The organism is Peribacillus frigoritolerans, from assembly GCF_004358755.1.
GTDB lineage: Bacteria > Bacillota > Bacilli > Bacillales > Bacillaceae > Bacillus_P.
The window spans coordinates 112,399-136,180 of sequence record NZ_SMZY01000005.1 but is presented as its reverse complement, the minus strand read 5'-3'; the positions used below and the strand labels follow the sequence as shown (position 1 = coordinate 136,180).

General features: G+C 38.2%; 18 protein-coding genes. 8 read left to right on the top strand and 10 right to left on the bottom strand.

Annotated elements, in window-relative coordinates; translation table 11 throughout:
- Positions 1-78: 78 nt before the first annotated feature.
- The 4 genes from E2R53_RS20055 to E2R53_RS23805 form a co-directional block, all read right to left on the bottom strand.
- The gene (locus E2R53_RS20055) at positions 79-1,338 is read right to left on the bottom strand and encodes an O-antigen ligase family protein (protein ID WP_286166336.1); all 1,260 of its coding nucleotides are present in this window, start codon (positions 1,336-1,338) and stop codon (positions 79-81) included.
- Between the two features lie 14 nt (positions 1,339-1,352).
- The gene (gene asnB / locus E2R53_RS20050; RefSeq protein WP_133313506.1) at positions 1,353-3,299 is read right to left on the bottom strand and encodes an asparagine synthase (glutamine-hydrolyzing); all 1,947 of its coding nucleotides are present in this window, start codon (positions 3,297-3,299) and stop codon (positions 1,353-1,355) included.
- Positions 3,300-3,395: 96 nt separating this feature from the next.
- The gene (locus E2R53_RS20045) at positions 3,396-4,541 is read right to left on the bottom strand and encodes a glycosyltransferase family 4 protein (RefSeq protein WP_133313505.1); all 1,146 of its coding nucleotides are present in this window, start codon (positions 4,539-4,541) and stop codon (positions 3,396-3,398) included.
- 2 nt (positions 4,542-4,543) lie between these two features.
- Positions 4,544-6,898: a nucleotide sugar dehydrogenase gene (locus E2R53_RS23805; protein WP_353653490.1), complete on the bottom strand. Its 2,355-nt coding sequence runs from the start codon at positions 6,896-6,898 to the stop codon at positions 4,544-4,546.
- 276 nt (positions 6,899-7,174) lie between these two features.
- Here E2R53_RS23805 and E2R53_RS20035 point away from each other — a divergent pair, with 276 nt between their 5' ends.
- The 6 genes from E2R53_RS20035 to E2R53_RS20010 all read left to right on the top strand — a co-directional run bounded on the left by E2R53_RS20035 (position 7,175) and on the right by E2R53_RS20010 (position 14,317).
- Positions 7,175-9,016 carry a polysaccharide biosynthesis protein gene (locus tag E2R53_RS20035; protein WP_133313504.1) on the top strand — a complete coding sequence of 614 codons (1,842 nt, stop codon included), beginning with the start codon at positions 7,175-7,177 and terminating at the stop codon, positions 9,014-9,016.
- A 65-nt stretch (positions 9,017-9,081) separates the two neighbouring features.
- On the top strand, positions 9,082-9,669 hold the full coding sequence (locus tag E2R53_RS20030; protein WP_133313503.1) for an acyltransferase: 588 nt from the start codon (positions 9,082-9,084) through the stop codon (positions 9,667-9,669).
- A 249-nt stretch (positions 9,670-9,918) separates the two neighbouring features.
- On the top strand, positions 9,919-10,968 hold the full coding sequence (locus E2R53_RS20025; RefSeq protein WP_133313502.1) for a nucleotidyltransferase family protein: 1,050 nt from the start codon (positions 9,919-9,921) through the stop codon (positions 10,966-10,968).
- A gap of 111 nt (positions 10,969-11,079) precedes the next feature.
- Positions 11,080-12,090 (top strand): NAD-dependent 4,6-dehydratase LegB, encoded by a 1,011-nt coding sequence (locus E2R53_RS20020; RefSeq protein ID WP_133313501.1) that lies wholly within the window; start codon positions 11,080-11,082, stop codon positions 12,088-12,090.
- A 465-nt stretch (positions 12,091-12,555) separates the two neighbouring features.
- Positions 12,556-13,578 carry a polysaccharide deacetylase family protein gene (locus E2R53_RS20015; RefSeq protein ID WP_133313500.1) on the top strand — a complete coding sequence of 341 codons (1,023 nt, stop codon included), beginning with the start codon at positions 12,556-12,558 and terminating at the stop codon, positions 13,576-13,578.
- Entirely contained in the window at positions 13,565-14,317 is a 753-nt protein-coding gene (locus E2R53_RS20010) for a formyl transferase (RefSeq protein WP_133313499.1), read from the top strand. Before E2R53_RS20015 ends, E2R53_RS20010 begins: the two co-directional genes overlap by 14 nt.
- Positions 14,318-14,734: 417 nt before the next feature.
- Here the strand turns inward: E2R53_RS20010 and E2R53_RS20005 are convergent, their stop codons facing one another.
- The gene (locus E2R53_RS20005; RefSeq protein WP_133313498.1) at positions 14,735-15,811 is read right to left on the bottom strand and encodes a bifunctional 3-deoxy-7-phosphoheptulonate synthase/chorismate mutase; all 1,077 of its coding nucleotides are present in this window, start codon (positions 15,809-15,811) and stop codon (positions 14,735-14,737) included.
- A gap of 309 nt (positions 15,812-16,120) precedes the next feature.
- On the opposite strand from E2R53_RS20005, the gene pilM reads away from it, so the two are divergent.
- Positions 16,121-18,241, top strand: a complete 2,121-nt coding sequence (pilM, locus tag E2R53_RS20000) for a pilus assembly protein PilM (protein WP_133313497.1) — start codon at positions 16,121-16,123, stop codon at positions 18,239-18,241.
- Between the two features lie 490 nt (positions 18,242-18,731).
- Here pilM and E2R53_RS19995 read toward each other — a convergent pair whose 3' ends face one another.
- The 4 genes from E2R53_RS19995 to E2R53_RS19980 form a co-directional block, all read right to left on the bottom strand.
- Positions 18,732-19,340 carry a methyltransferase gene (locus E2R53_RS19995; protein ID WP_133313496.1) on the bottom strand — a complete coding sequence of 203 codons (609 nt, stop codon included), beginning with the start codon at positions 19,338-19,340 and terminating at the stop codon, positions 18,732-18,734.
- 83 nt (positions 19,341-19,423) lie between these two features.
- Positions 19,424-19,750 (bottom strand): bacillithiol system redox-active protein YtxJ, encoded by a 327-nt coding sequence (gene ytxJ / locus E2R53_RS19990; RefSeq protein WP_133313495.1) that lies wholly within the window; start codon positions 19,748-19,750, stop codon positions 19,424-19,426.
- Between the two features lie 104 nt (positions 19,751-19,854).
- Positions 19,855-20,373 (bottom strand): YtxH domain-containing protein, encoded by a 519-nt coding sequence (locus E2R53_RS19985; RefSeq protein ID WP_133313494.1) that lies wholly within the window; start codon positions 20,371-20,373, stop codon positions 19,855-19,857.
- Between the two features lie 51 nt (positions 20,374-20,424).
- On the bottom strand, positions 20,425-20,871 hold the full coding sequence (locus tag E2R53_RS19980) for a DUF948 domain-containing protein (protein WP_070876543.1): 447 nt from the start codon (positions 20,869-20,871) through the stop codon (positions 20,425-20,427).
- Positions 20,872-21,085: 214 nt separating this feature from the next.
- Here E2R53_RS19980 and E2R53_RS19975 point away from each other — a divergent pair, with 214 nt between their 5' ends.
- The gene (locus E2R53_RS19975) at positions 21,086-22,201 is read left to right on the top strand and encodes an aminopeptidase (RefSeq protein WP_133313493.1); all 1,116 of its coding nucleotides are present in this window, start codon (positions 21,086-21,088) and stop codon (positions 22,199-22,201) included.
- Positions 22,202-22,249: 48 nt separating this feature from the next.
- On the opposite strand, the gene murC is transcribed toward E2R53_RS19975, so the two are convergent.
- The gene (gene murC / locus E2R53_RS19970) at positions 22,250-23,548 is read right to left on the bottom strand and encodes a UDP-N-acetylmuramate--L-alanine ligase (protein ID WP_133313492.1); all 1,299 of its coding nucleotides are present in this window, start codon (positions 23,546-23,548) and stop codon (positions 22,250-22,252) included.
- Positions 23,549-23,782 lie beyond the last annotated feature (234 nt).

Genomic DNA, 23,782 nt, shown 5'->3' with positions numbered 1-23,782 from the left:
CTCCTAACAAATGGTTATCCCTAATTTATTCAATAAAAAAACAATTGTGATGATGAATTTGTCTTTAAGGTACTCTGGCTATTTTTTTTTGGAATTGTAGATGGAGGAGTTTATTCCTGATAACATCGATTTTGCTTGATCCATACAAATCGAAATCATAAAAAACAAATAAAACCAAAACATTGGATGTCGTAAGGTGAAATGAAATAAAGTATAAAATATGACAGTCACTAAGCCAGTAAATAAAATAAACTCTTTTTTTATAATTAATAAATAGCCAATCCAGCATAAGAAGCCAAGAAATAAACATATTCCTACAAGCCCCACATTCATCCCCATATCAATAAACGTGTTATGAGCTTCCATGCCCTGAAAGGGCGCATCCTCTCCTGAGTACGCTCCTGGGCCCAGACCGAATAAAGGGGAGGATTCAATGGCTTTTATTCCGTTTTCCCATAATATGAACCGATGTTCTCCTTGGTCCCCCTCTTCAGAAATTGCTGCAATATCTTGTTTTAATCCCTGATAGATTAATGGACTAAATATCACTGCCGTAAAACAAAGCAATGCAGGCAGCAATACTTTTAGCCATGCCCCTGACCAATATCCAATTTGTGTATCAGCAGCCTTTCTTATCCAAAAAGAGATGAAGAGAATGACGAATCCACTTGATAATGCGACAGACATTGCATCGCTTTTCGTTTCAATTCCAATCCAAACACAAGCCGCCGATAAACTGATATACCAGGCTTTACGCAGAGAAGTTTTTGCAATCGAACTTAAATAAAGACTCATATAAAGAAAAATAGTAACATTCATGGCGACTTGATTTGGGTTTTTCGACCACCCTAAAAACCTTATGCTGCCATTCCAGCTATCAATCGGTCCAATAGTAGAATATCGGGGATTAAATATAAGCAAAAACAGCAGCACGCTTACGGTTACTGAAACGGTTATTTTCGCTATCATTAATACTTGCGTTTTCCAATTTTTTTCGAATGATAAAACAATAAACAGGAGGCTTGAAAATAGATAAGCCAAAAAAGTTCGACCGAATCCCGGAACCAATACTCCTAGATATATAGAGACCATCGTGCCAATAAATAAACATAGAAACATAAAGAACCAAAAGGGGACAAGTTTTCTTGATAACGATGTGATAAATATGCCCCTATATTTGAATTGAATAGTAAAGGTCATCATCATCCAGAGAAGAAGAATAATCTCCCCTGGTCCAATAGGTGATCCTGGTATTCTAAGCTGTGTGGCTGTTGATAAAATTAACCCGGCTGAAAACCAAATAACCGAAAAGCTTACCTTTTTCTGCAATTTTTTCACCAACTTCATATCTCTTATTCCCAAGACCGTTTTTCATTTTCCAGCCATGATTGAAACATTAATATATCCCATAGCTGATGATGCCAGTTGCTTTTCCCTGTTAAATGTTCTTCCCATTTTTGCCTGATGGGCGCTGGCTGAAAATACCCTTCGGTCAGCAATCGATTCCCGGCAAGAAGTTCCTCAGCCCATTCCTTTAATGGACCGCGAAGCCAATGGCCGATTGGTACGCCAAATCCATGTTTAGGACGTTCAATTAATTCCTTTGGAACATAGGTATATAGCAGCTGTCTCATTAACCATTTGCTCTGATTTCCTTTTAATTTCATGGATAATGGAATACGCCACGAGAACTCGACAACATTATGATCTAAGAATGGAGCTCTCGTTTCGAGACTGACACTCATGCCGGCACGGTCTACCTTTACAAGAATATCGTCCGGGAGATATTGAATCATATCCAGGTACATCATCATTTCGGTAGCCGATGGAAAAATAGAGGATGAATGATTAAGAAATGGTTCCAGTAATATGCGGTCCTTTACTACAAGTTGAGGATTCTTCCAATGAGAGGTGAGTGAGAGGTACATTTCTTCCACCGAATCGGCTTTTAGGATATCTCCAAATTTATGCAAATATTCCCCGAGAAATCGATTCTTGTACTTGGCTGGAAGGAACCTGCTGTTCTCCAGCTTTTGAGGAGATATTTTATTAAGAGGCACAGCAGCCAGATGCCTTATGCTTTTAGGCAGATGATGAATATTATTCCAAATTTTCTCTCCCCAGAGATGTCGATTATAACCTGCAAATAATTCATCTCCTCCGTCTCCGCTCAGAGAAACGGTTACGTGCTGACGGGCAAGCTGCGATACCAGAAAAGTAGGAATCTGGGAAGAATCAGAAAATGGTTCATCGTATATGAAAGGCAGCTTCGGAATCACTTCCATGGCCTGCTGCTCTGTCACATACAGTTCTGTATGGTCGGTATCCAGATGCGAAGCAACTTCTTTAGCATACCCTGCCTCATTGTATTCGGTCTGGTGAAATCCGATTGTAAAGGTCTTAATTGGTCTGCTGCTCTCGCTTTGCATGAGTGCTACGATCATCGAGGAATCAATACCTCCTGATAGAAACGCTCCAAGCGGTACGTCTGATACCATCTGCTGCTTTACTGCCGTCCGCAATACTTGATCTAATTTGGAAACCGCTTCTTCTTCCGAGCAATGAATCGGATACCGAAAACCGTTGTCTGCTGCTTTTTCAGCTGACCAATATTTAATTGGATCTGAAACATGAGAAGATTTTGCAGGATTAATGACGAGATACGTTGCAGGCATTACTTTGAATATATTTTCATAAATGGAAAAAGGGGCGGGGATACAGTTATAACGTAAATACAGCGGTAATACATCCCGGTTTACATTCCATTCAAAAGCAGGATGTGATTTTAACGCCTTTAATTCGGATCCAAATAAAAAAATTTTTCCTGCCCAGCCGTAGTAAAGTGGTTTTTCACCTATACGGTCTCTGGCGAGATATAATAATCGTTCTTTCCTGTCCCACAAGGCAAAGGCAAACATCCCTGTAAATTTTGTTAGTGCCCTATTAATTCCCCACATCTCAATACTCTCTATCATCACCTCTGTATCGGAACTTCCTTTAAAAACAATGCCTGCCAGTTCAAGTTCTGAACGAAGTGAAAGGTAATTGTAAATCTCACCATTAAAGACTAAAACATATCGTCCGCTCTTTGAATGCATTGGCTGATTACCTTCAGGAGATAAGTCAATAATTGACAGCCGGCGGTGGCCAAGAGCAAGACCCGTTTGTTCATCCACCCAAATATCTCCATGATCCGGTCCCCTTGAATGGAGCATGTCAGTCATCCGTGAAACTGTGGATTGCAGCTGTTCGTTTCCTGTTTGAGATAATGAATCGATAAACCCTGCTATACCACACATAATATCCTCCTTCTGATCCTATCCATCGGTGTACTGCTTGTTTTTTATCTTCATTTTGCAGGTATTTGTTTTTTCGTTTCCGCAGCAGATTAGACCTTATTTTATCTGATTGATCAAATCACATTGTTTTTTCAAAATGACATTTTCATCATAGTCCTGTATTGCCAGCTCCCGGCTATTTGCACCGAAAAGCTTTCGCTTATCTTCATTTACAACAAGATCATTCAGCTTTTCATAAAGATCTATATGATTTCCTTTTTCAAACAAGAACCCGTTAACTCCATGTTGAACCTCTTCTCTGCATCCCCTGATATTACTCGCAATGACGGGTTTTCCCATCGCCATTGCTTCAATAATAGAACGAGGAAGTCCTTCACGATAGGATGGCAAAACAAAAATATCGCTTATTGCCAGCAATTCTGGAATATCTTTTCGATAACCTGCATTAATAATTAATGGATTTTTTTTGAATATATCTTCGAGGGCGCTATTACTTTCTAAATCTCGTTCACTTTCAGAAATGCCCCCTATCATTAACAGCTTTACATTATTGTGCTCTCCCTTTAACAACTGAAAACTGTCAATTAAATCGAAGATGCCTTTTTCCTTAACAAACCTTCCTATAAACGTAATCACAACTTCTTCCTTTTCGATGGAAAATTGTTGTTTTAATTCCTCTATTCGTTTTGAACAGAATCGATCTGGGCTGAATTTAGCCGTTATATCTACACCGTTCCCAAGGTGAATGATATTAGAAGGCTTAAATGAATGAGAGATACTTAAATCGTAGTCCTCTTTACTTTGAAGAAGAAGCCAATCCGTGAAAAAACGGGCAAAGATTTTTTCAATCCAGTAAAAAATCCTGTATTGAACAAAATCCATCCCTTCATGAAAATAATATCCATGGGCAGTATAGATAATTGTTTTTATTCCTGCAAGTTTAGCAGCCATTCTGCCCAGTATCGAAGCAACTGGGGTATGAACATGCACGAGATCATATTTTTCTTTCTTCATTAAAGCTGCCAATCTGCTAATCGTCTTTAAATTCGACCAAGGCTTTATTTTCCGCTCAACAGGCACTTCTATCACATTCAGGCCCTGTTCCCTTAAATCTTTTAGTTTGCCAGTATCAGAACAAGCAATATGAACAATGTGCCCTTCAGCTTCAAGTGATAAAATAAGCGGTTTTAATAGATTTTCAACAGACAAGTCCACCGCACAGAGCTGTAAAATCTTCTTCATTTTTACAATCTCCACAACTTAATCGTTTCAGGACAGGTGTTCTTATCTAATACACCTTTAATATCTACGAAAAATCCTTGCTGGTTATTCAAAAGTTGAGTGAAGTCATGCCAGCTCTTTTCGATATATTCTAAATGAGGAACAGCCAAAATGACGGCATCTGATTTTTGTAATTTTTCCCACGGGGTAATTTTCAAATCATAGACTTTCTCAACCTCTTCTTCATCTGCCCTGGGATCGCTCACCTGAACATTAAGCCCAAAGTTTTTAAGCTGCTGGATTAGATCTATTACCTTTGTATTTCTTATATCTGGTACATTTTCTTTAAAAGTTAATCCTAAAACTGTAACTAGCGAACCCTTTATAAGATTTCGACTTTCAGCCATTAGTTTAATTAAGGACGTAGCAATGAAAGTCCCCATGTAGTCATTGATGTTTCTTCCTGCTAATATGACATTTGGCGAGTAACCTAATTTTTCTGCTTTATATGTTAGATAATATGGGTCTACTCCGATACAGTGACCTCCCACCAGTCCCGGTTTAAAGGGAATAAAATTCCATTTTGTGCTGGCAGCTGATAACACTTCGTTTGTATCAATTTTTAATCGATTAAAAATAATGGCCAATTCATTCATCAGAGCGATATTTAAGTCTCTTTGAGTATTCTCGATGACTTTAGAAGCTTCCGCCACTTTAATTGATGAAACAGGATACACTTCTGCCTTCACCACACTTCTGTACATTTCAGCAATTATATTTAAAGCTTCTTCATCCTGACCCGCTACTACTTTTACAATATTTTCAAATGTATGCTTTTTATCTCCCGGATTAATCCGTTCGGGTGAATAACCAACCTTAAACTCCCTGCCTGCTTTTAATTGGGAATGCTTTTCAAGAAGCGGCAAACAAACTTCTTCTGTTGCCCCTGGATAAACGGTCGATTCATAAACCACAATACTCCCTTTTGACAGGTTTCTCCCTACCGTTTCTGACGCTTTTATCAGCGGTGTCAGATCGGGTTTTTTGTCTTTATCAATCGGTGTGGGTACTGTAACGATAATGAAATTACATTCTCTTAGCTTCATTTCCTCAGTAGTAAATTCAACATTTGTATTTTGCAGCTCATTAGAGGCAACTTCACCTGTACTATCGATAAACTGTTTTAACTCTTCTATTCTCTTGGAATTAATATCAAAACCTACTACAGGAAATGTTTTCCCAAAGGCAAGCGCAACTGGCAGGCCGACGTAGCCAAGACCGACAAGCCCTACTTTCCGATTACCCGCTGGAATATTATAGTAAGATTTATACCAATCCACAAATTGTTCGATTCCTGTTTCAATCGGGGTATTTGGACGATATCCCAGGTCCTCCATTAAATCGTCAATATCTGCATAAGTCTCCGGTACATCTCCAGCCTGAATGGGCAAAAAGTTTTTTTTCATTTTTCTTCCCAATTTGTCTTCAAGCACTGAAATAAATTTCATTAATTCGACAGGGTGATTATTTCCGATATTGTACACCTTATAAGGTACTTCATTTTCTCTATGCTGCATTTTTTTGCCGCTTTTTTTAATAAGACGAAATATACCTTCTATAATGTCATCAATAAATGTAAAATCACGTTTCATTTGTCCGTAATTATAGACATCGATTTCCCTGCCCTCAAGAATGGCCTGGGTAAATTTAAATAGGGCCATATCTGGCCGACCCCATGGTCCATACACTGTAAAAAAACGCAGCCCTGTGGTTTTCAGGTTATATAAATGACTGTAAGTATGAGCCATCAATTCATTCGCTTTTTTGGTTGCTGCATACAAACTGATCGGGTTATCCACTCGATCATCAACGGAAAAAGGCATTTTTGTGTTGGAGCCGTAAACAGAGCTTGAAGAGGCGTATATTAGGTGCTCAACATGATGATGACGGCAGGCTTCTAATATATTCATGAAACCGACCACATTAGAGGAAATGTAAGATTCAGGGTTTTCTAAACTGTAACGAACACCTGCCTGCGCTGCCAGGTTAATAACAACTGGGATTGAGTTTTTTGAAAAGAGTCTTTTGATTGCTTCATTATCTTCTAGTGAAGCTTCAATAAAAGTAAAGTTTTCATCTCTTTTTAAAATGTCTAATCTTGAATGTTTTAAAGAAACATCATAATAATCATTTAGATTATCCAAACCGATTACTATTTCGCCTTCTTTTAATAACCGCTTGGCGAGGTGAAATCCTATAAAACCAGCGCAGCCTGTCACTAGTATTTTATTTGAACTGGACGTGGACATAGCACAATTCCTTTCTAATGGAGTTAGCATAATAATTGATATATGAGGACGCTCAAGTTGTTGTTCCATAAGAAGGGAAAGATAGGCAAGGAATAAACCATTTATTTACAATAATATTTCTAGTTTAAGTACACACACCCATACACAATTCAGATATTCTCATAGACTATCATCGAATGATCAAACAAAATAAACTCCTGACATACGAACAATGTTCATATTCTCACGCAATGGCCTATTTCGGTTTATTAATTTCTTATAAATAAAGATGCTGATCATTTTTAATCTTTATCCCTTGTAACAATAAATCCATATTTATTAAAGGCAGTAATTGGAGGAATAAAATTGAATTACCGCAATGGAAAAGTAATTTTACCTTTAATGGATGCATTCATCATCCCAACTTCTATCGTTTTCAGCTCCCTGATCATATTTAACGGGGATGTTTCAAATATTCATTTTCCTGGGATACTTTTCATCTTTTTTGGCACCTGGCTGATCCATCTTATCGTCTTCTATTTCTTTAAGATTTATCAGCGAATATGGATCTACAGCGGCCCCCGTGATTTTATTTCCATTATAAAAGCTGCATTGATTGCAAACGCTGCTGGAGGAATTTTGTTTCTGTTTCTTTCCAAGTATGAGTTTATGCCCTCTCTGCCCCTTTCCGTCTTCATCATGACCTGGATGAGTATTTCGATGGCCACGGCTGGCGTCCGATTTCTCCTGAGATTTAACCACGATCTAAGTCACAGCCTCCCTCCAACTCATAAGCGGGTTTTGATAATTGGAGCAGGCAATACCGGGAGCTTTGTTGTAAAGCTGATTCGAAATTCACCAAACACGCCGATGAATCCGATCGCATTTATCGACGATGATCATTGTAAACTCAATAAAAAAGTCTTTGAGCTTCCGATAGTCGGAACAAGAGATGATATACCAAGAATTGCAAGAGAATTAGGGGTCCACATGATCATTATCGCCATGCCCTCTGCTCCAAAAAAGGAAATTTCAGACATCATCAAAATATGTAAAGAAACAAAAACAGAAATTAAACTTTTTCCCCACTTTAGTGAAATTCTGCAGGGGGAAATATCTTTAAATATGATCCGGGACGTTAAAGTAGAAGATCTTCTGGGAAGAGAGCCTATCGAAATTGATTTGGAGGAAGTGGCAAGCTTTCTTTCAAATAAAACGATCCTTATCACTGGTGCAGGAGGTTCAATCGGAAGCGAACTTTGCAGACAAATTGCAAGGTTAAGCCCTAAGAAAATGCTATTGGTTGGTGCTGGAGAAAATAGCATTTTTACCATTACAGCAGAACTGAAGAAAAAGTATCCGTCCATTCAGTTCTATAGCATAATTGCTAACATTCAAGATCAAAGAAGAATTGAAACTATTTTTGCAGCCTATAAACCAAACATTGTATTTCATGCTGCAGCCTATAAACATGTACCTTTAATGGAAAATAACGTATTAGAAGCTGTAAAGAACAATGTATTTGGTACAAGAAATGTAGCCGAAAGTGCTCATCGCCATAAAGTCGAGCGATTTGTCCTTATTTCTACCGATAAGGCCGTCAATCCTTCGAGCATTATGGGCACCACCAAAAAAGTGGCAGAAATATTGATTCAGCAAATGAACGATATCAGTGATACGAAGTTTACCGCTGTGCGGTTTGGAAATGTATTAGGCAGCAGGGGAAGCGTTATTCCAGTATTCAAAAAACAAATTGCAGAGGGCGGTCCAGTAACAGTCACTCATCCTGAAATGGTTCGTTATTTTATGACAATACCTGAAGCTGTGCAGCTTGTCATTCAGGGAGCTGCCATGGCAAATGGCGGAGAGATTTTTGTTCTGGATATGGGGAGGCCCGTTAATATCACCAAACTTGCAAACGATTTGATTCGATTGTCCGGCTTTGAACCCGGTGAAGATATTAAAATTATATACACCGGCGCACGGCCAGGCGAAAAACTAAGCGAAGAATTGTTTACCTCTGAAGAAAACCGGTCAACCACTAAACACAACCTTATTTACATCGCTAAACAAATCTCTTATTCTCCTGAAGAATTTTCTGCAATTCTCACTAAGCTTCAACAGCTGACCCTCAATGAATCAATTAGAGAATCAATAGAATTAAAATCATTATTAGCAGATATTGTGCCATTTTATTCTGACTCTTGAGTGCTGCGATATAAATAATTGAGATGTTTTAAAAAGGACCATTTCAAATGCTGGAGGGATAATAAATGGATAATATTTACACCGAACAAGAACTAAAAGATATGGGTCTTAGAAGTGTTGGAAAAAACGTTAAAGTCAGCAGAAAATGCAGTATTTATATACCAGAAACGATTTCAATCGGTGATCATTCAAGGATTGATGATTTTTGCTGCTTAGTCGGCGGCGAAAAAGGAATAAATATTGGTTCGAATGTGACCATTGCTCATTATTGCCTTTTAGGCGGGACGGGAGGCATAACATTAAAAGATTTTTCAGGTATTTCATCCAGAGTAACTTTATATAGTGCAAATGGTGATTATTTAGGAGAAAGTTTAACTGGCCATACCGTTCCAAAAAAATATTTAAATATCATTTCAGGTGAAATCATTTTAAATAAACATGTTCTTATCGGCACGAATACAACAGTCCTCCCTAGTGTCGTTATTGGAGAAGGCACAGCTGTAGGAGCTCATAGTTTAGTAACAAAAAGCTTAGATTCCTGGGGTGTATATGCAGGTGTTCCTGTAAAAAGAATAAAAGAGCGTAAAAAGGATTTACTGTTATTAGAGAAAGCGTACTTAAAAGAATTGGCTGAAGAGCAGTCAGAAGATTGAATCCTGATTTTTCTGGTTTCAGACCTCTTTTTCTCCTCTCTCTCCTTTTTTTACACTTATTCCACATTATTCCCAGATATCTGACCATTTCCCTGTTCACACGGGAATCGTAATCGCATCTTCAAATATCGTTAGCTTTCTCCCTATAATGCCCTCTTTCACACCCATTTTGTTGGAAGATACACAAGCATTGGTTTAAAAAGAATATGAATATAGAAACCTTTCACATTTTTATATGAGGTGAGATTTTTGAATGACTACAGAAAAATATTGGTACCTCCATCTGCATCCATTAAGGAAACCATAAAAATCATTGATGAAGGAGCTCTCCAAATCGCGCTTGTTGTCAATGAACAAAATAAATTGCTGGGAACGATTACAGATGGTGACGTTAGAAGAGGCATTTTAAAAGGAATCTCTTTGGATCAGTCTGTCCTTCACATTATGAATTCAAATCCTGTAACCGTTTCTCCTACAATTGACCCTAAACAGCTGCTGTCCTTAATAAAATCAAAAAAACTGCAGCAGCTTCCTGTTGTAGATAATGATGGCAGTGTAGTCGGCTTAAAGCATCTGAATTCTATTATTCAAGCTCCTGCCAGGGATAATATCGCAGTTATCATGGCAGGGGGACTTGGAACGAGGCTCCGGCCATTAACTAATGATACGCCTAAACCTTTGTTGAAAATAGGAAACAAACCGATTCTTGAAACCATTTTAGAAAGCCTGATTGAACATGGATTTACTCGATTTTATATTTCTGTAAATTATAAGTCTGAACTGATTCAAGACTACTTTAAGGATGGTTCGAACTGGGGAGTAGACATCAAATATATACATGAGGATAAACGGATGGGAACTGCAGGTGCTTTAGGGCTGATCCCAGAAAAACCAGATAAACCTTTTCTTGTGATGAACGGGGACATTCTTACAAAAGTAAATTATCAATATTTACTGGACTACCATGAAAATCTTAAAGGCCAGGCCACTTTGTGTGTACGGGAATATGATTTTCAAGTCCCTTATGGTGTGGTCAATGTTGAAAACCATCGAATGCTTTCAATTGAGGAAAAACCGGTACACCATTTTTTTGTCAGTGCCGGAATTTATATATTTGAACCTGAAGTATTAAATATCATACCAAAAAACAGGTATCTGGATATGCCGGATCTATTGAGAAATTTGGTTGACCAAAAAGAAGACATCTCCATTTTCCCAGTTAGAGAATACTGGCTTGACATAGGAAGAATAGATGATTTCGAACGGGCCAACGGAGAATTTGATCAAGAATTCAAGTAGTTGATTTACAGAAATATTCGGTATCGATGCAACAAGTCCGTTTACATGCTGTATTACAAAATGACTTCTATGCATAATATGAAATTGTGATAAAAGAGGGAGGGAATAAGGATGGAGCTGCGAAACAAAAAAATTCTTGTAACTGGTGCGGATGGATTTATCGGTTCTCATCTGACTGAAGAGCTAGTTAGAAGTGGATTAGATGTTCGTGCATTTGTCTATTACAATTCGTTTAATTCCTGGGGTTGGCTTGATCATTCACCAGACGATATAAAAAAACAGTTAGATGTGTTCGCAGGTGATATACGGGATCCATATGGTGTAAAAAACGCTCTCAATGGCTGCGATATTGTTCTTCATTTAGCTTCATTGATTGCAATCCCATATTCATACCACTCACCGGATACTTACATTGATACCAATATAAAGGGCACCTTAAACGTTCTCCAGGCAGCAAGAGAACTGGAAATTGAAAAGGTAGTTCACACCTCTACAAGTGAAGTATATGGAACAGCACTGTTTGTTCCTATAACAGAAGATCATCCGCTTCAAGGACAGTCCCCTTATTCTGCATCAAAAATTGGAGCAGACCAAGTTGCCATTTCTTTTTATAAATCCTTTAATACCCCTGTCTCCATTATTCGCCCATTTAATACTTACGGGCCAAGACAATCAGCCAGAGCCGTAATCCCTGCCATTATTACGCAAATTGCCAGCGGAAGAACTAAAATCAAGCTGGGTGCTTTGAACCCTACTCGAGATTTTAATTATATTAAAGATACTGTCAAAGGCTTTATAGCTATAGCCGAGTCCGATAAGTCACTTGGAGAAGTTATTAATATTGGAAGTAATTATGAAATTTCTATCGGTGAGACGGCTGAACTCATTGCTGAAATCATGGGTAAAGAAATTGAAATTGAAACAGAAGACCTCCGATTACGACCTGAAAAAAGTGAAGTTGAACGCCTCTGGGCAGATAATTCTAAAGCCAAGAGACTATTAGGCTTTGAACCTTCTTATGGAAACCGTAATGGATTTAAAAAAGGTTTGACTGAAACCATTGAGTGGTTTACAAACATAGAAAATTTAAAACATTATAAGGCAGATATTTATAATAAATAAACAATTCTTTTATGAGGATTTATTGAGTTTTAAGCATGCAAAATAATGTCCGGGAAGTTTATTTCTAAAGCTTCTCGGGCCCTTCTTTTTTCTTTGGTATATCCAGTAATTCTTCAGGCTATTCCCTCCAAATTTGTTTTTCCACATAGATTGAAAGTGAATCATGTTGTCCGTTCTTCGTTGCCCTGATTTTGTCCCAGCTCTATATCTATTGAAAAATTGCTTCTGGATTTCTGCCCAGCGACGGTCTTTTTTATCTGTTGATTCTATAAATATTAATTTCATCCAGCTTTCTAAACCTTCTGAGAAATTGGCCGCGGATGTGGTCTTATATGTAATTTGGTACTTACTCCATTTAATCAGTTTTCGAATAAACTAAAAGGTCAGAAAGAACTTAGAAAGACTTAGCGCGGTAAACTGTAAACTGCTTAGTGATGGAGGATTCCCGGAAGGTAGGAGTTTTAATTGTCTGAAAAAGGTAAATTAGTTATTTCATTAGATTTTGAACTTTATTGGGGTGTAAGAGATAAAAAAAGTTTATTAAGCTACAAAGAAAACTTACTGGGGGTTAGGACTGCAATTCCTGCTATCTTAGAATTATTCGATAAATATGAAATACATGCCACTTGGTCTACTGTAGGATTTCTTTTTTTCAATTCGCGTGATGAATTAATAGAAAATTGTCCTGAACAAAAACCGGAATATCTAAATAGCCATTTGTCACCATATAAACATATTTACAATATAGGTCTTAACGAAGAAGAAGATCCCTATCATTTTGCTCCGTCATTAATTCAAAAAATAATTTCATATCCATATCAAAGAATCGGAACACATACTTTTTCTCATTATTACTCTTTAGAACAAGGTCAGCAATTCAACTCTTTTAAAGAAGATATTATCGCAGCTATAAAAGTTGGCGAGAAATACGGTTTAAAAATTGAAAGTCTAGTTTTCCCAAGAAACCAGTGTGAAGAGAACTATTTATCAGCATGTAAAGAATTAGGGATCACTTCTTATAGAGGAAATGAACGTTCTTGGCTATATAAAGCAACTGATGAGAAAGGACAACATGGATTAAAAAGGATAGCCAGATTAGCTGATGCCTATATAAATACATCTGGTCACAATTGCTACTCTATAAAAGAGATAAAGAATAGTAATTTACCTCTGAATATTCCATCCAGCCGTTTTTTAAGACCTTATTCCAAAACATTAAAATATTTGGAGCCGTTAAGACTAAAGAGAATTATCTCCGATTTAGATTACGCAGCAAAAAAGAAATTAGTTTATCATTTGTGGTGGCACCCTCATAATTTTGGGATTAACCTAAATGAAAATTTATCCTTTTTGGAGAGCATATTGAAACATTTTTCTTTTTTGAGACAAAATTTTGATATGGAAAGTTTAAATATGGAGGAATTTTCGAAACATCTATTAAGGAGTGAGACGGTTGAAGAGTCCCACGATCATCATGTTAGCAGGTAAAGGGGAATCTACTAATATTGTTCATAATTACTTAATAGAAAGCTTCAACATTCAAAAAGTAATTATAGAGGAACCTGTGCCAAGATCCAATTTTCTAAAAAATAGAATTAAAAAACTTGGCTTTTTTAAAGTATTGGGTCAAGTTTTGTTCCAAACCTTTACTGTTTCATATCTAAAAAAAAGGTCAGTTGAACGTACTAATGATATTAAGAGAATGCACCAATTAAATTGCAGCTCTATTAATGAAGGTGAAATCATTAACGTAAAATCTGTCAATGATAATGAAACAGTAAATATACTAAGAGAAATAAAGCCAGATATAGTCATTGTAAATGGTACTAGAATTATTTCAAAAAAAGTTCTTAATTGTGTTCCTGCTAAATTCATCAATATGCATGCAGGTATAACTCCTATGTATAGAGGAGTACATGGAGCTTATTGGGCGCTAGTGGAAAACCAAAATGAGCTATGCGGAACCACAATTCATTTTGTTGATGAAGGTATAGATACAGGAAATATATTAAAACAGGGAATCATTCAGACGAATGAAAAAGATAATTTTTATACTTATCCTTTACTTCAGCTTGCTATAGGCTTGCCTTTATTAAAAGAAGCAATATGGGAAGTATTAGATAATAAATATCAAATAATATTGCCGCCAAAAGGAGAATCTAAATTAAGAAGCCATCCCACTTTATTAGAATATTGGTCGTATAGGCTGCATCGTAATGTAAAGTAAGCAGTCCAGAAGGAATTTTGGATGTTTGTCTATATCAATAAGAAATTTTCAACATATGATATTCAGAACATATGAAGACTTTTCATACCTCATCATACCATTCTTAGAAAGTAAAGCGCTCCATGACAGCTTAGTTTGCTTTCTATCCTCTTTTTCTTTCCTCGTTTTATTTTCTAAGAAGCCTCAATTAAATTGCGTTCAACGAAATAATCAAATCGTATTAAAAAGAAATCTATCCTTTCTAAAAAACAGCACTCCTTGAGCTTCAAGGGGTGCTCCTCGTTAAGCGTGATCTGAATGGATTATCCAATATATAATTGAAACACCCAGTAATACATAAGATGAATTCAAAAAAAACCGCCAACACGATCCCGAAATCTGGATGCATGCAGGCGGCTCTTTCATATTCCAAAAAATTTATGCCTTTACTTTTGCTAACGGTCTAATCTCATTCATGAACTCTGCGAACTGATCGAAATCCATTTGCTGAGCTGAATCCGAAAGCGCAACCGCAGGGTCAGGATGAACCTCGGCCATAACACCGTCAGCACCAATCGCAAGCGCTGCTTTAGCACAAGGAATAAGCAAGTCGCGGCGGCCGGTTGAATGCGTAACATCAACCATTACCGGCAAATGCGTTTCTTGTTTCAAAATCGGCACAGCTGAAATATCAAGCGTATTTCGAGTAGCTGTTTCGTATGTGCGGATACCGCGTTCACAAAGGATGATTTGATCGTTTCCTTGAGAAATAATATACTCAGCTGCATTTACGAACTCATCGAGTGTAGCAGCAAGGCCGCGTTTTAATAATACAGGCTTTTTAACTGCGCCCGCAGCTTTTAATAATTCAAAGTTCTGCATGTTGCGGGCTCCGATTTGGATAACATCAATGTATTGAATCGCTGTTTCAATATCAGCCGGATTCACAATTTCACTGATAACAGCCATATCATATTCATCTGCAACGCGTTTTAAGATTTTTAAGCCTTCCAGACCAAGACCCTGGAAATCATAAGGGCTTGTGCGCGGCTTGAATGCTCCTCCGCGCAATAAGCGGATTCCTTGTTTTTTAGCCTCTTCTGCAACAGCAGCTACCTGCTCATAGCTTTCAACTGCACATGGCCCAACAATCAATACTTGGCTTCCATCACCAATTTTGACGCCTTTAACGTCAACAATTGTATCTTCAGGCTTCTTTTTGCGTGACACAAGAAGCGCTTTGCGGTGATCGTCTTCCTGAAGCTCTAAGCTTGCTTTGAAGATTTCTTTAAAAATATGCTGCAATGTGGAGTCTTCAAAAGGTCCATCATTGTTCTCTTTGATTTTATTAAGCATTCTTCGCTCACGGACGGGATCATATCGATTAACGCCCTGCGCTTCCTTGGCTTTACCTATATCCTGTACTAACTTTCCTCGCTCATTAATCAGCTGTAAAATCTGCAGATTAATCTCTTCTGCTCTCTCTCGCAATGCTTCTAACTCGGCGTTACTCATCTCACTCATCCTTTCGCGTTTTTTAAAATTGAAGAAACTCTTATGAAAAGCCAAAATCCGGCTTGTACATGCATCCCTTCAAAACTAGTGTTCACTTGTGATGCAAACCTGCATCAGCTTTCTTAAAAAAAGAAAATATGATACATTTTCTTTAGTAATTAGTGATAATTATATACAAAATCCTTCACGTTGTCACGCATTTTTCTTTAACATTTAAACGCTTTTAAGTGATAAAGCGTTTTTAAGCGCTAACAATACTGTTTTATAGGATTATTTAAGTTTTGGAGATTAATAAACGAGGTGCTCATTTTGATAAAAGAGACTTATACATTTGCATTAGATATTGGCACCCGGTCTGTAGTTGGTTTGCTGTTATCCGAAAAAGACGGCGCCTATGAAGTCATTGATACGGTCATACAGGAACATGGAGAGCGCTCAATGCTCGATGGACAGATTCACGATGTCATCTCTGTTTCTAATGTGATTTCTTCAGTCAAAGAAAAGCTTGAAGAAAAACATGGAACTCTTCAGGAAGTTTGTGTGGCTGCTGCAGGGAGAGCTCTAAAAACGATACGGGCAGAAGCTCATATCGATATAGAAGGCAAGCCCATTATTCAGACAGAAACCGTCTTTCATCTTGAGCTGATGGCTGTTCAAGAAGCTCAGAAGCAGCTTGCCTTAAAAGAAAAAGCTATGCAGGAGTATGATTGTGTCGGCTATTCTGTGATTCATTACAACCTTGATCATCAAGAGATCGGCAGTTTGGTGGATCAGCAGGGCAAGATTGCCTCTGCAGAAATCATTGCGACCTTTTTGCCTAAAGTTGTTGTAGAATCTCTCCATGCTGCCTTAAGTAGAGCAAATTTGGAGATGAAGGCTTTGACACTTGAGCCAATTGCGGCAATAAACGTGTTAATCCCTCCATCGATGAGAAGATTGAATGTAGCACTTGTAGATATAGGGGCCGGTACATCCGATATCGCGATAACAAATGAGGGAACTGTTACTGCGTACGGAATGGTTCCAATCGCAGGAGATGAAATAACAGAAGCCATTTCAGATCAGTTCTTGTTGGATTTCCATGATGCGGAACAGGCAAAAAGAGAGCTGAATACATCTGAGAGCATCCTTGTGAAAGATATTTTGGGATTTGAAAATGAAATTTTAAAAGAAGATGCAATTGCGCAGATTCACGATTCAATTGATAAGCTGGCAAGTGCGATAAAAGAAGAAATTTATTCTTTAAACAAGGAGGCTTCCCCAAAGGCAGTCATGCTGATTGGAGGCGGCAGCTTAACACCTAAGCTCCCTGAAATGATTGCTGAAAAACTGAACCTGCCATTAAACAGGGTTGCGATAAGAGGCATTGACGCCATCAAGCAGCTCAAGTTTGCCGGGCATTTAAAAAAAGGGCCAGAACTGGTTACCCCAATTGGAATCGCAATTTCCTCCAACCAGAATCCGATTCAGTATGTCAGTGTTAAAGTAAATGAACGCTCAGTCCGGCTCCTGCATATGAGAAAACTGACAGTTTCAGACAGTTTTCTCTCTTCCGGGATTCAGATGAGCAAATATTATGGAAAACCTGGTCTCGCATTTATTGCCTCTTTAAACGGACAATCAATAACAATCCCCGGCACTTATGGAGAAGCACCTTTGCTTTTTAAAAATGGGAAAGTATGTTCAGTTGAAGATGAAATTCATAATGGGGATGAAATCATCATTGAAAAAGGAAAAGACGGCAGGTCACTCAGTGTCGCCCTCTCTGATTTGATTGATGCTGTTCCAGCCACACACATCCTCTTAAATGGAGAACGGATTCAAGTTGAAGCAAAACTTGCATTAAATGGGAAGCCTGCCTCTTTAACGGACCTGGTAGCTGACAGGGATTCCATTACTTATTCGTTTCCTGATCAGATAAAAGACATTTTGCCAGGTGGAGCCTCTTTTGCGCCATTTCACCTTGTAGTGGATGGCAGCAGGGTGCAGCTTGATGCATTCTCTGGAAAAATTCTGATTAATCACGTTCCCGCTTTGCCATCCTCACCATTTGAGGAATGGGATCAAATAACAGCTGTTCCAACGGAATCGCCATCTATCAGCCAAGTCCTGTCTGAGCTTAAGATAGCAGCATATGATTCCCTGCAAGTTCTCTATAACAAGGAGCCCCTGACAATTAAGAAGATGACCGCTGAAGTTTATAGAGATGAAAAGCTTCTTTCCTTAGGGGATAAAATTCATAATGGCGACCGCCTTACCATTAAGAAGCAGCCTCCAAGCTCATTTATTTTTCAGGATGTCTTTACTGCTGTCGACATAAAGATCCCCACTGAGGGAAGCAGAAAATTTCTCCTGTTAAAAAATGAAAAAGAAACAGCCTTTCACGAAGAATTGCTGCCTGGGGACAAGTTAAGTATTAAATGGATTTAGGAATAGCTGAACCGGCTGTTCAGCTCTGATAAGCATAGTGATTCTAAAAAAATCTGCTATGATTTCACAATCTTGTCGGATCTCGGGATTTGATTCCACTATCTCGTCTGGTCTAGGGATTTTTGGAATCATAGCACTTCTTTGATTCCACTATCTCGTCTGATCTCGGGATCTTTGGAATCATAGCACCTCTTTGTTTCCACTTTCTTGTCTGATCTCGGGATCTTTGGAATCATAGCACCTCTTTGATTCCACTTTCTTGTCTGATTTCGGGATTTTTGGAATCATAGCACCCCTTTGATTCCACTATCTCGTCTGGTCTAGGGATTTTTGGAATCATAGCACCCCTTTGATTCCTCCATCTCGTCTGGTCTGGGGATTTTTGGAATTATAGCACCTCTTTGTTTCCACTATCTCGTCTGGTCTGGGGATTTTTGAAATCAAAGTATAATAATTGCTGTTCAATAGGATTCAAGTTCCGTCCTTGTAATTAATAATCAAGTCTATAAATCAAAAATCGTTCAAACGGATTACGGTCATGAAGCCCAGGCAGAATGACTTCTTTTTTAAATTCAAAAGCCGTCTGGTTTTCTAAGAAATAAATATACTCTTCTGAACAATAATACAAAATCAGCTCGATCTCCCGCCTTGCCACTTCAACCGACTGAAGGATATTGTTTATGACATTCATAAAAATTTCTTTTGAAAAAGGATTAAAGAAATAAAAACGATTATCTGCCGGATCGATTTTGTATTCTTCGGCCAAGCAGCAATAAAACTGGATTTGCCCTTTTTGGCTCTTAGCTTTTTTTACATAACGATCACGGTTTTGGATGGCTTCCTGATAGAATTCCTCGTTCATTTCGATCCCTTTGACAGCAGCTTTGCTTAAATAATGAATATAAAAGTTCGTTCTGCCTTTTCCGCAGCCAAAGTCAACTACTTGATCACTGCTGTTCAGTTCATATTCATGAAACAATTTCTCCAGTGCAGCATATGGAGTCGGTTCATAGCGGTGATAATGCATTGACTTGCCAAATCCTTTTTGCCCCCCTTCAGTCTTTATATTTAATAACTGATCAAAAGAACGTTCGTTCATTTTACACCTTCTCCTATTCATGCTTCATTGAAGTCACAAAAAAAAAGGAACAGAGCTTTAAAGCCTCTGTCCCATCCTCTATTTTATAAGACGTTTTTAGTTAATGAGTCTTTTGTAATTTTCCAATGTGACTCGTTCCATGCAACTTGTTTGTCTTTGAAAAGAAGAGCCTGCGGTGATTCGTGCTTCACACCGTAAGTTTCTGCTATATAATTTGAAAGCGGTCTTGCTTCCTGGACATTCAAGTAATAGGCATGAACCGTATCATTTTCCTCAGCAAAAGCTTCGAATTTCTCGTAGGCTGCCTGAGCAATAGGACAAGTTAAGCTATTTTTGAAAAATAAAAAGGGTTCTCCGCTGTCAGCGATTTGCTGGAATTCTTCAACTGTATCAATCTTTGTTTTGGCCATCTTATTCCATTCACTCCTAAATTTCATTGGTTCATTTATTGTACATGATTTTCTTTTAAAATAAAAACAATCGGCAAAGCGGTTAACTTTGCCGATTCATTTTCTTATTTTTTTTCTGAAAATGCTTCTTTGGATTCTTCAATTTCTTTGTTTACTTGCTTTTTTAATTCTTCAGCATGCTGTGTAGATCCAGAAGCTTGATGTACTGTTTCGTTAACAGGGCTTTGAACGGAAGCGTTCAGCTGAGGATCATCACTTGATGCCTCTGGCGCTAAGTTAAGCTTTACATCTTCAGGATTGTTTTCAGATTGCTCCCCGTTTTGGTCTTTAGAGCTTTTCAGATCACGGACTTTATTCATGATTTGAGTAGATTGCTCTGATACAACCTGAGTTAGATTAGCTGACTTTTCTTTTGCAAGTGCTGCAAATTCATTGCTTTTCTCACGAGCATCATTTGTGATTTTACCAGTTTTTTCTTTAACAATGACTGCCTGCTCACCAATGTTATCACGAAGTTCTTTACCAGATTTAGGTGCAAGGAATAATGCAGTAGTTGCTCCTACAATTCCTCCAATTAGTGTTCCGATAAGAAAATCTTTACTGTTGATTGAATCTTTACTCATGATAAATTCCTCCCTATTGCGATTCTTATTTTATATTTTTTTAAAACGAATTCATAAACTTGGCTGTTTCTGCTGACGCTCATATTTCTGCTTTTTCAGCTTCCATTTTCCCCAGACATCCATTGCAACGTTGCTCCATTGTACAACCTGGTTGATTTTATCCTGGTTTTTCTCAAGATTTGTACTTACTGATGCTGATACTTTCTGAACAGAATCATTAAAATTCTGAAGAGATGAACCAACACCCTGAACCGCGTAGACAACAGTGTTCAGCTTTTCTGATTTTTCCTGAATATCCTCTGCCAAAGCATTTGTCTTATGTAGCAGCTGAGTCGTTTCAAGCGTTATCCCCTGGATTTGATTCTCAAGCCCAGCCAGTGTTCCGGCAACATTGTTTAAGGTTGAAGAAAGGGATTTTAACGTCTTAGACAAGAAAACGACCAGTACAGTGAATGCAATTGCAATTAGTGCAACAGCTAAATATAAAATAATTTCCAACTTCAGCACCTCCAATAAGCGATAGTAACTGTTTCCCTCAAGTATTTAATTATAAACATAAAGATTTTTCATACAGCTAGTATTCTACAAAAAAAATGGGATTCCTTTTCTATTATGACCGTGTTTTTAAATTTTCAATAAATATTTTAAATTTTTTTCTGACATCGGTTACAATAGACATGTATTACTTATTCGCATACCGGGAGGAAAACAAGTGAAAGACCCAAGAATTCAAAAGCTTGCAAAGAACTTGATCAATTATTCAGTCAAGCTCCAAAAAGGAGAAAAGGTACTGATTGAAAACTTTGGCCTGCAAAGAGAATTAGTTACAGCACTCGTCCATGAAGCATATGCTGCAGGCGGATATCCGTTTGTTTCTCTTAAAGATCAGCAGGTGGACCGTGCTCTCCTGCTCGGGGGACAGGAAGAACAGTTTGGCATGATGGCTGAGTTTGAAGCAAATGTCATGAGCAAAATGGATGCCTATATTGGCCTTCGTTCAGGAGACAACATCAACGAGCATGCTGATGTGCCTGACACTCAAATGAAGCTGCATGGCAGAACAATCGGCCAAAAAGTTCACCGTGATATTCGTGTTCCTAAAACAAGATGGGTTGTTTTGCGTTATCCGAACTCATCAATGGCTCAGCTCGCAAAGATGAGCACAGAAGCATTTGAAGATTTTTATTTTGATGTGTGCAACCTGGATTACGGAAAAATGGACAAAGCTATGGACGCGCTTGCCGATTTAATGAATCAAACAGATGAAGTAAGAATTACAGGGCCGGGAACGGATTTGGTTTTCTCCATTAAAGACATTCCTGCTGTTAAATGTGCAGGGGAAATGAATATCCCTGACGGTGAGGTTTATACAGCTCCGGTTCGTGATTCTGTTAATGGAACGATTACATACAATACTCCGTCTCCATATAACGGCTTTACATTTGAAAATGTAGTGCTTACATTTAAAGACGGAAAAATTATTGAAGCTGCAGCAAATGATACTGAACGCATCAACAGCATTTTCGATACAGATGAAGGAGCAAGATTTATCGGTGAATTTGCAATTGGCGTTAATCCATTCATTCAGCATCCGATGCAGGACATTCTTTTTGATGAAAAAATTGACGGGAGTTTCCACTTCACTCCAGGTCAGTGCTATGACGATGCTTTCAATGATAACCATTCTAACATTCATTGGGATATGGTAAACATTCAGCGCCCTGAATACGGGGGCGGAGAAATGTATTTTGACGGCGTGCTCATCCGAAAAGACGGCCGTTTTGTCATTGAGGCGCTAGAAGGCTTGAATCCTGAAAATCTGAAATAAGCGCAAAAAAAGCATGAGGCGTTCTCGCCCATGCTTTTTTTGTACTTATTATGCCAGAGCCTTTTCGTAAGCCTGCTGGTATTTCTGAATGTCTCCAGCTCCCATGAAAACGAGAACTCCATTTTCATGCTGCTTTAAGACGGCCGTTTCTTCTTCATCAATTAAAGAGGCGCGATCGATTTTATCTTGCAGATCCTGAATCGACAGTTTCCCGATATTTTCGCGTGCAGAACCGAATATGTCGCAAAGGTAGACCGTATCAGCTTTCTTCAGGCTGTCCGCGAATTCCTCTAAAAACGATTGAGTGCGTGAAAAGGTATGCGGCTGGAATACCGCAACGATTTCACGGTCCGGATATTTCTGTCTTGCAGCGTCAATCGTAGCTGTGATTTCAGTAGGATGATGAGCATAGTCATCAATAAGAACCTGGTTGCCGATTTTCTTTTCATTAAAGCGGCGCTTGACACCTTCAAATGTTTGAAGCTGTGCCTGAATCACTTCTGCATCAATCTCTTCGTAATGACAAAGTGCAATGACAGAAAGTGCGTTCAGTACACTGTGATCGCCGAATGTCGGAATTTTAAAGGATGCATAAAAAGTGTTTCTGACAAATACATCAAAGCTTGTTCCATCAGTTGCTTTGACAACATTGCGTGCCTGAAAGTCATTTTCTTCACTGAAGCCGTAATAAACGACAGGGACGTTTGCCTGAATATGCTGAAGATGCTCATCATCACCGCAGGCAATAATGCCTTTTTTGACTTGCATAGCCATCTCTTGAAATGCTTTAAACACATCATCGATGCTGCTGAAGTAATCTGGATGATCGAAATCGATATTCGTCATGATGGCATAATCAGGATAATAGGACAAGAAATGTCTGCGATATTCACATGCTTCAAAAACAAAGTATTCGCTTTGCTCCATCCCTCTTCCAGTTCCATCTCCAATTAAAAATGAAGTTGGCTTCGCTCCCTGAATAACGTGGGCAAGCAAGCCTGTGGTTGAAGTTTTGCCATGGGCACCTGTAATGCCGACACTTGTAAACTTCTCCATAAACTCGCCCAAAAACGTATGATAGCGAATAACCTGAAGTCCAAGGCTGTGTGCTTCCTCAATCTCCGGATGGGAATCAGGAAACGCATTTCCAGCTATGATGGTTAATCCTTCTTTGATATTATCTTTTGAAAATGGAAAAAGCGGAATACCGCGCTGTTCTAAAGCTTTTTGAGTAAAAATGTTTTTTTCAATATCAGATCCCTGAACTTCGTAGTTCATATCGTGCAGAATCTGTGCAAGGGCGCTCATTCCAGTCCCTTTTATTCCAACGAAATGGTAAACAGTCATAAATAGAACCTCCAACAAACGTCTATCTGTTTGACATTATATGATTCTTATCCCAATTTGCAACCCAGGTTTAATTAGAATGCATAAGATAGCGGATATGTAGTATAGCTTACGATTTAACATTATAGCAGAACGCTATATAGATAACTATAAGAAAAGCGTCCGTCATAACTGACAAACAAACCAGGCATTTTTTATTTTTATTTATTAGGTGAATGTAACGGGTCGATTTAT

What these genes read in the sequence shown, in the direction of transcription:
- E2R53_RS19995 (WP_133313496.1), bottom strand. Translation starts at nt 19,340, where the DNA reads ATGAACGAACGTTCTTTTGATCAGTTATTAAATATAAAGACTGAAGGG.
- murC (WP_133313492.1), bottom strand. Translation starts at nt 23,548, where the DNA reads ATGACTGTTTACCATTTCGTTGGAATAAAAGGGACTGGAATGAGCGCC.
- E2R53_RS23805 (WP_353653490.1), bottom strand. Translation starts at nt 6,898, where the DNA reads ATGGAACAACAACTTGAGCGTCCTCATATATCAATTATTATGCTAACT.
- E2R53_RS20020 (WP_133313501.1), top strand. Translation starts at nt 11,080, where the DNA reads ATGGAGCTGCGAAACAAAAAAATTCTTGTAACTGGTGCGGATGGATTT.
- ytxJ (WP_133313495.1), bottom strand. Translation starts at nt 19,750, where the DNA reads ATGGCCAAAACAAAGATTGATACAGTTGAAGAATTCCAGCAAATCGCT.
- asnB (WP_133313506.1), bottom strand. Translation starts at nt 3,299, where the DNA reads ATGTGTGGTATAGCAGGGTTTATCGATTCATTATCTCAAACAGGAAAC.
- E2R53_RS20030 (WP_133313503.1), top strand. Translation starts at nt 9,082, where the DNA reads ATGGATAATATTTACACCGAACAAGAACTAAAAGATATGGGTCTTAGA.
- E2R53_RS20005 (WP_133313498.1), bottom strand. Translation starts at nt 15,811, where the DNA reads ATGAGTAACGCCGAGTTAGAAGCATTGCGAGAGAGAGCAGAAGAGATT.
- E2R53_RS20010 (WP_133313499.1), top strand. Translation starts at nt 13,565, where the DNA reads ATGTTAGCAGGTAAAGGGGAATCTACTAATATTGTTCATAATTACTTA.
- E2R53_RS20045 (WP_133313505.1), bottom strand. Translation starts at nt 4,541, where the DNA reads ATGAAGAAGATTTTACAGCTCTGTGCGGTGGACTTGTCTGTTGAAAAT.
- E2R53_RS19985 (WP_133313494.1), bottom strand. Translation starts at nt 20,373, where the DNA reads ATGAGTAAAGATTCAATCAACAGTAAAGATTTTCTTATCGGAACACTA.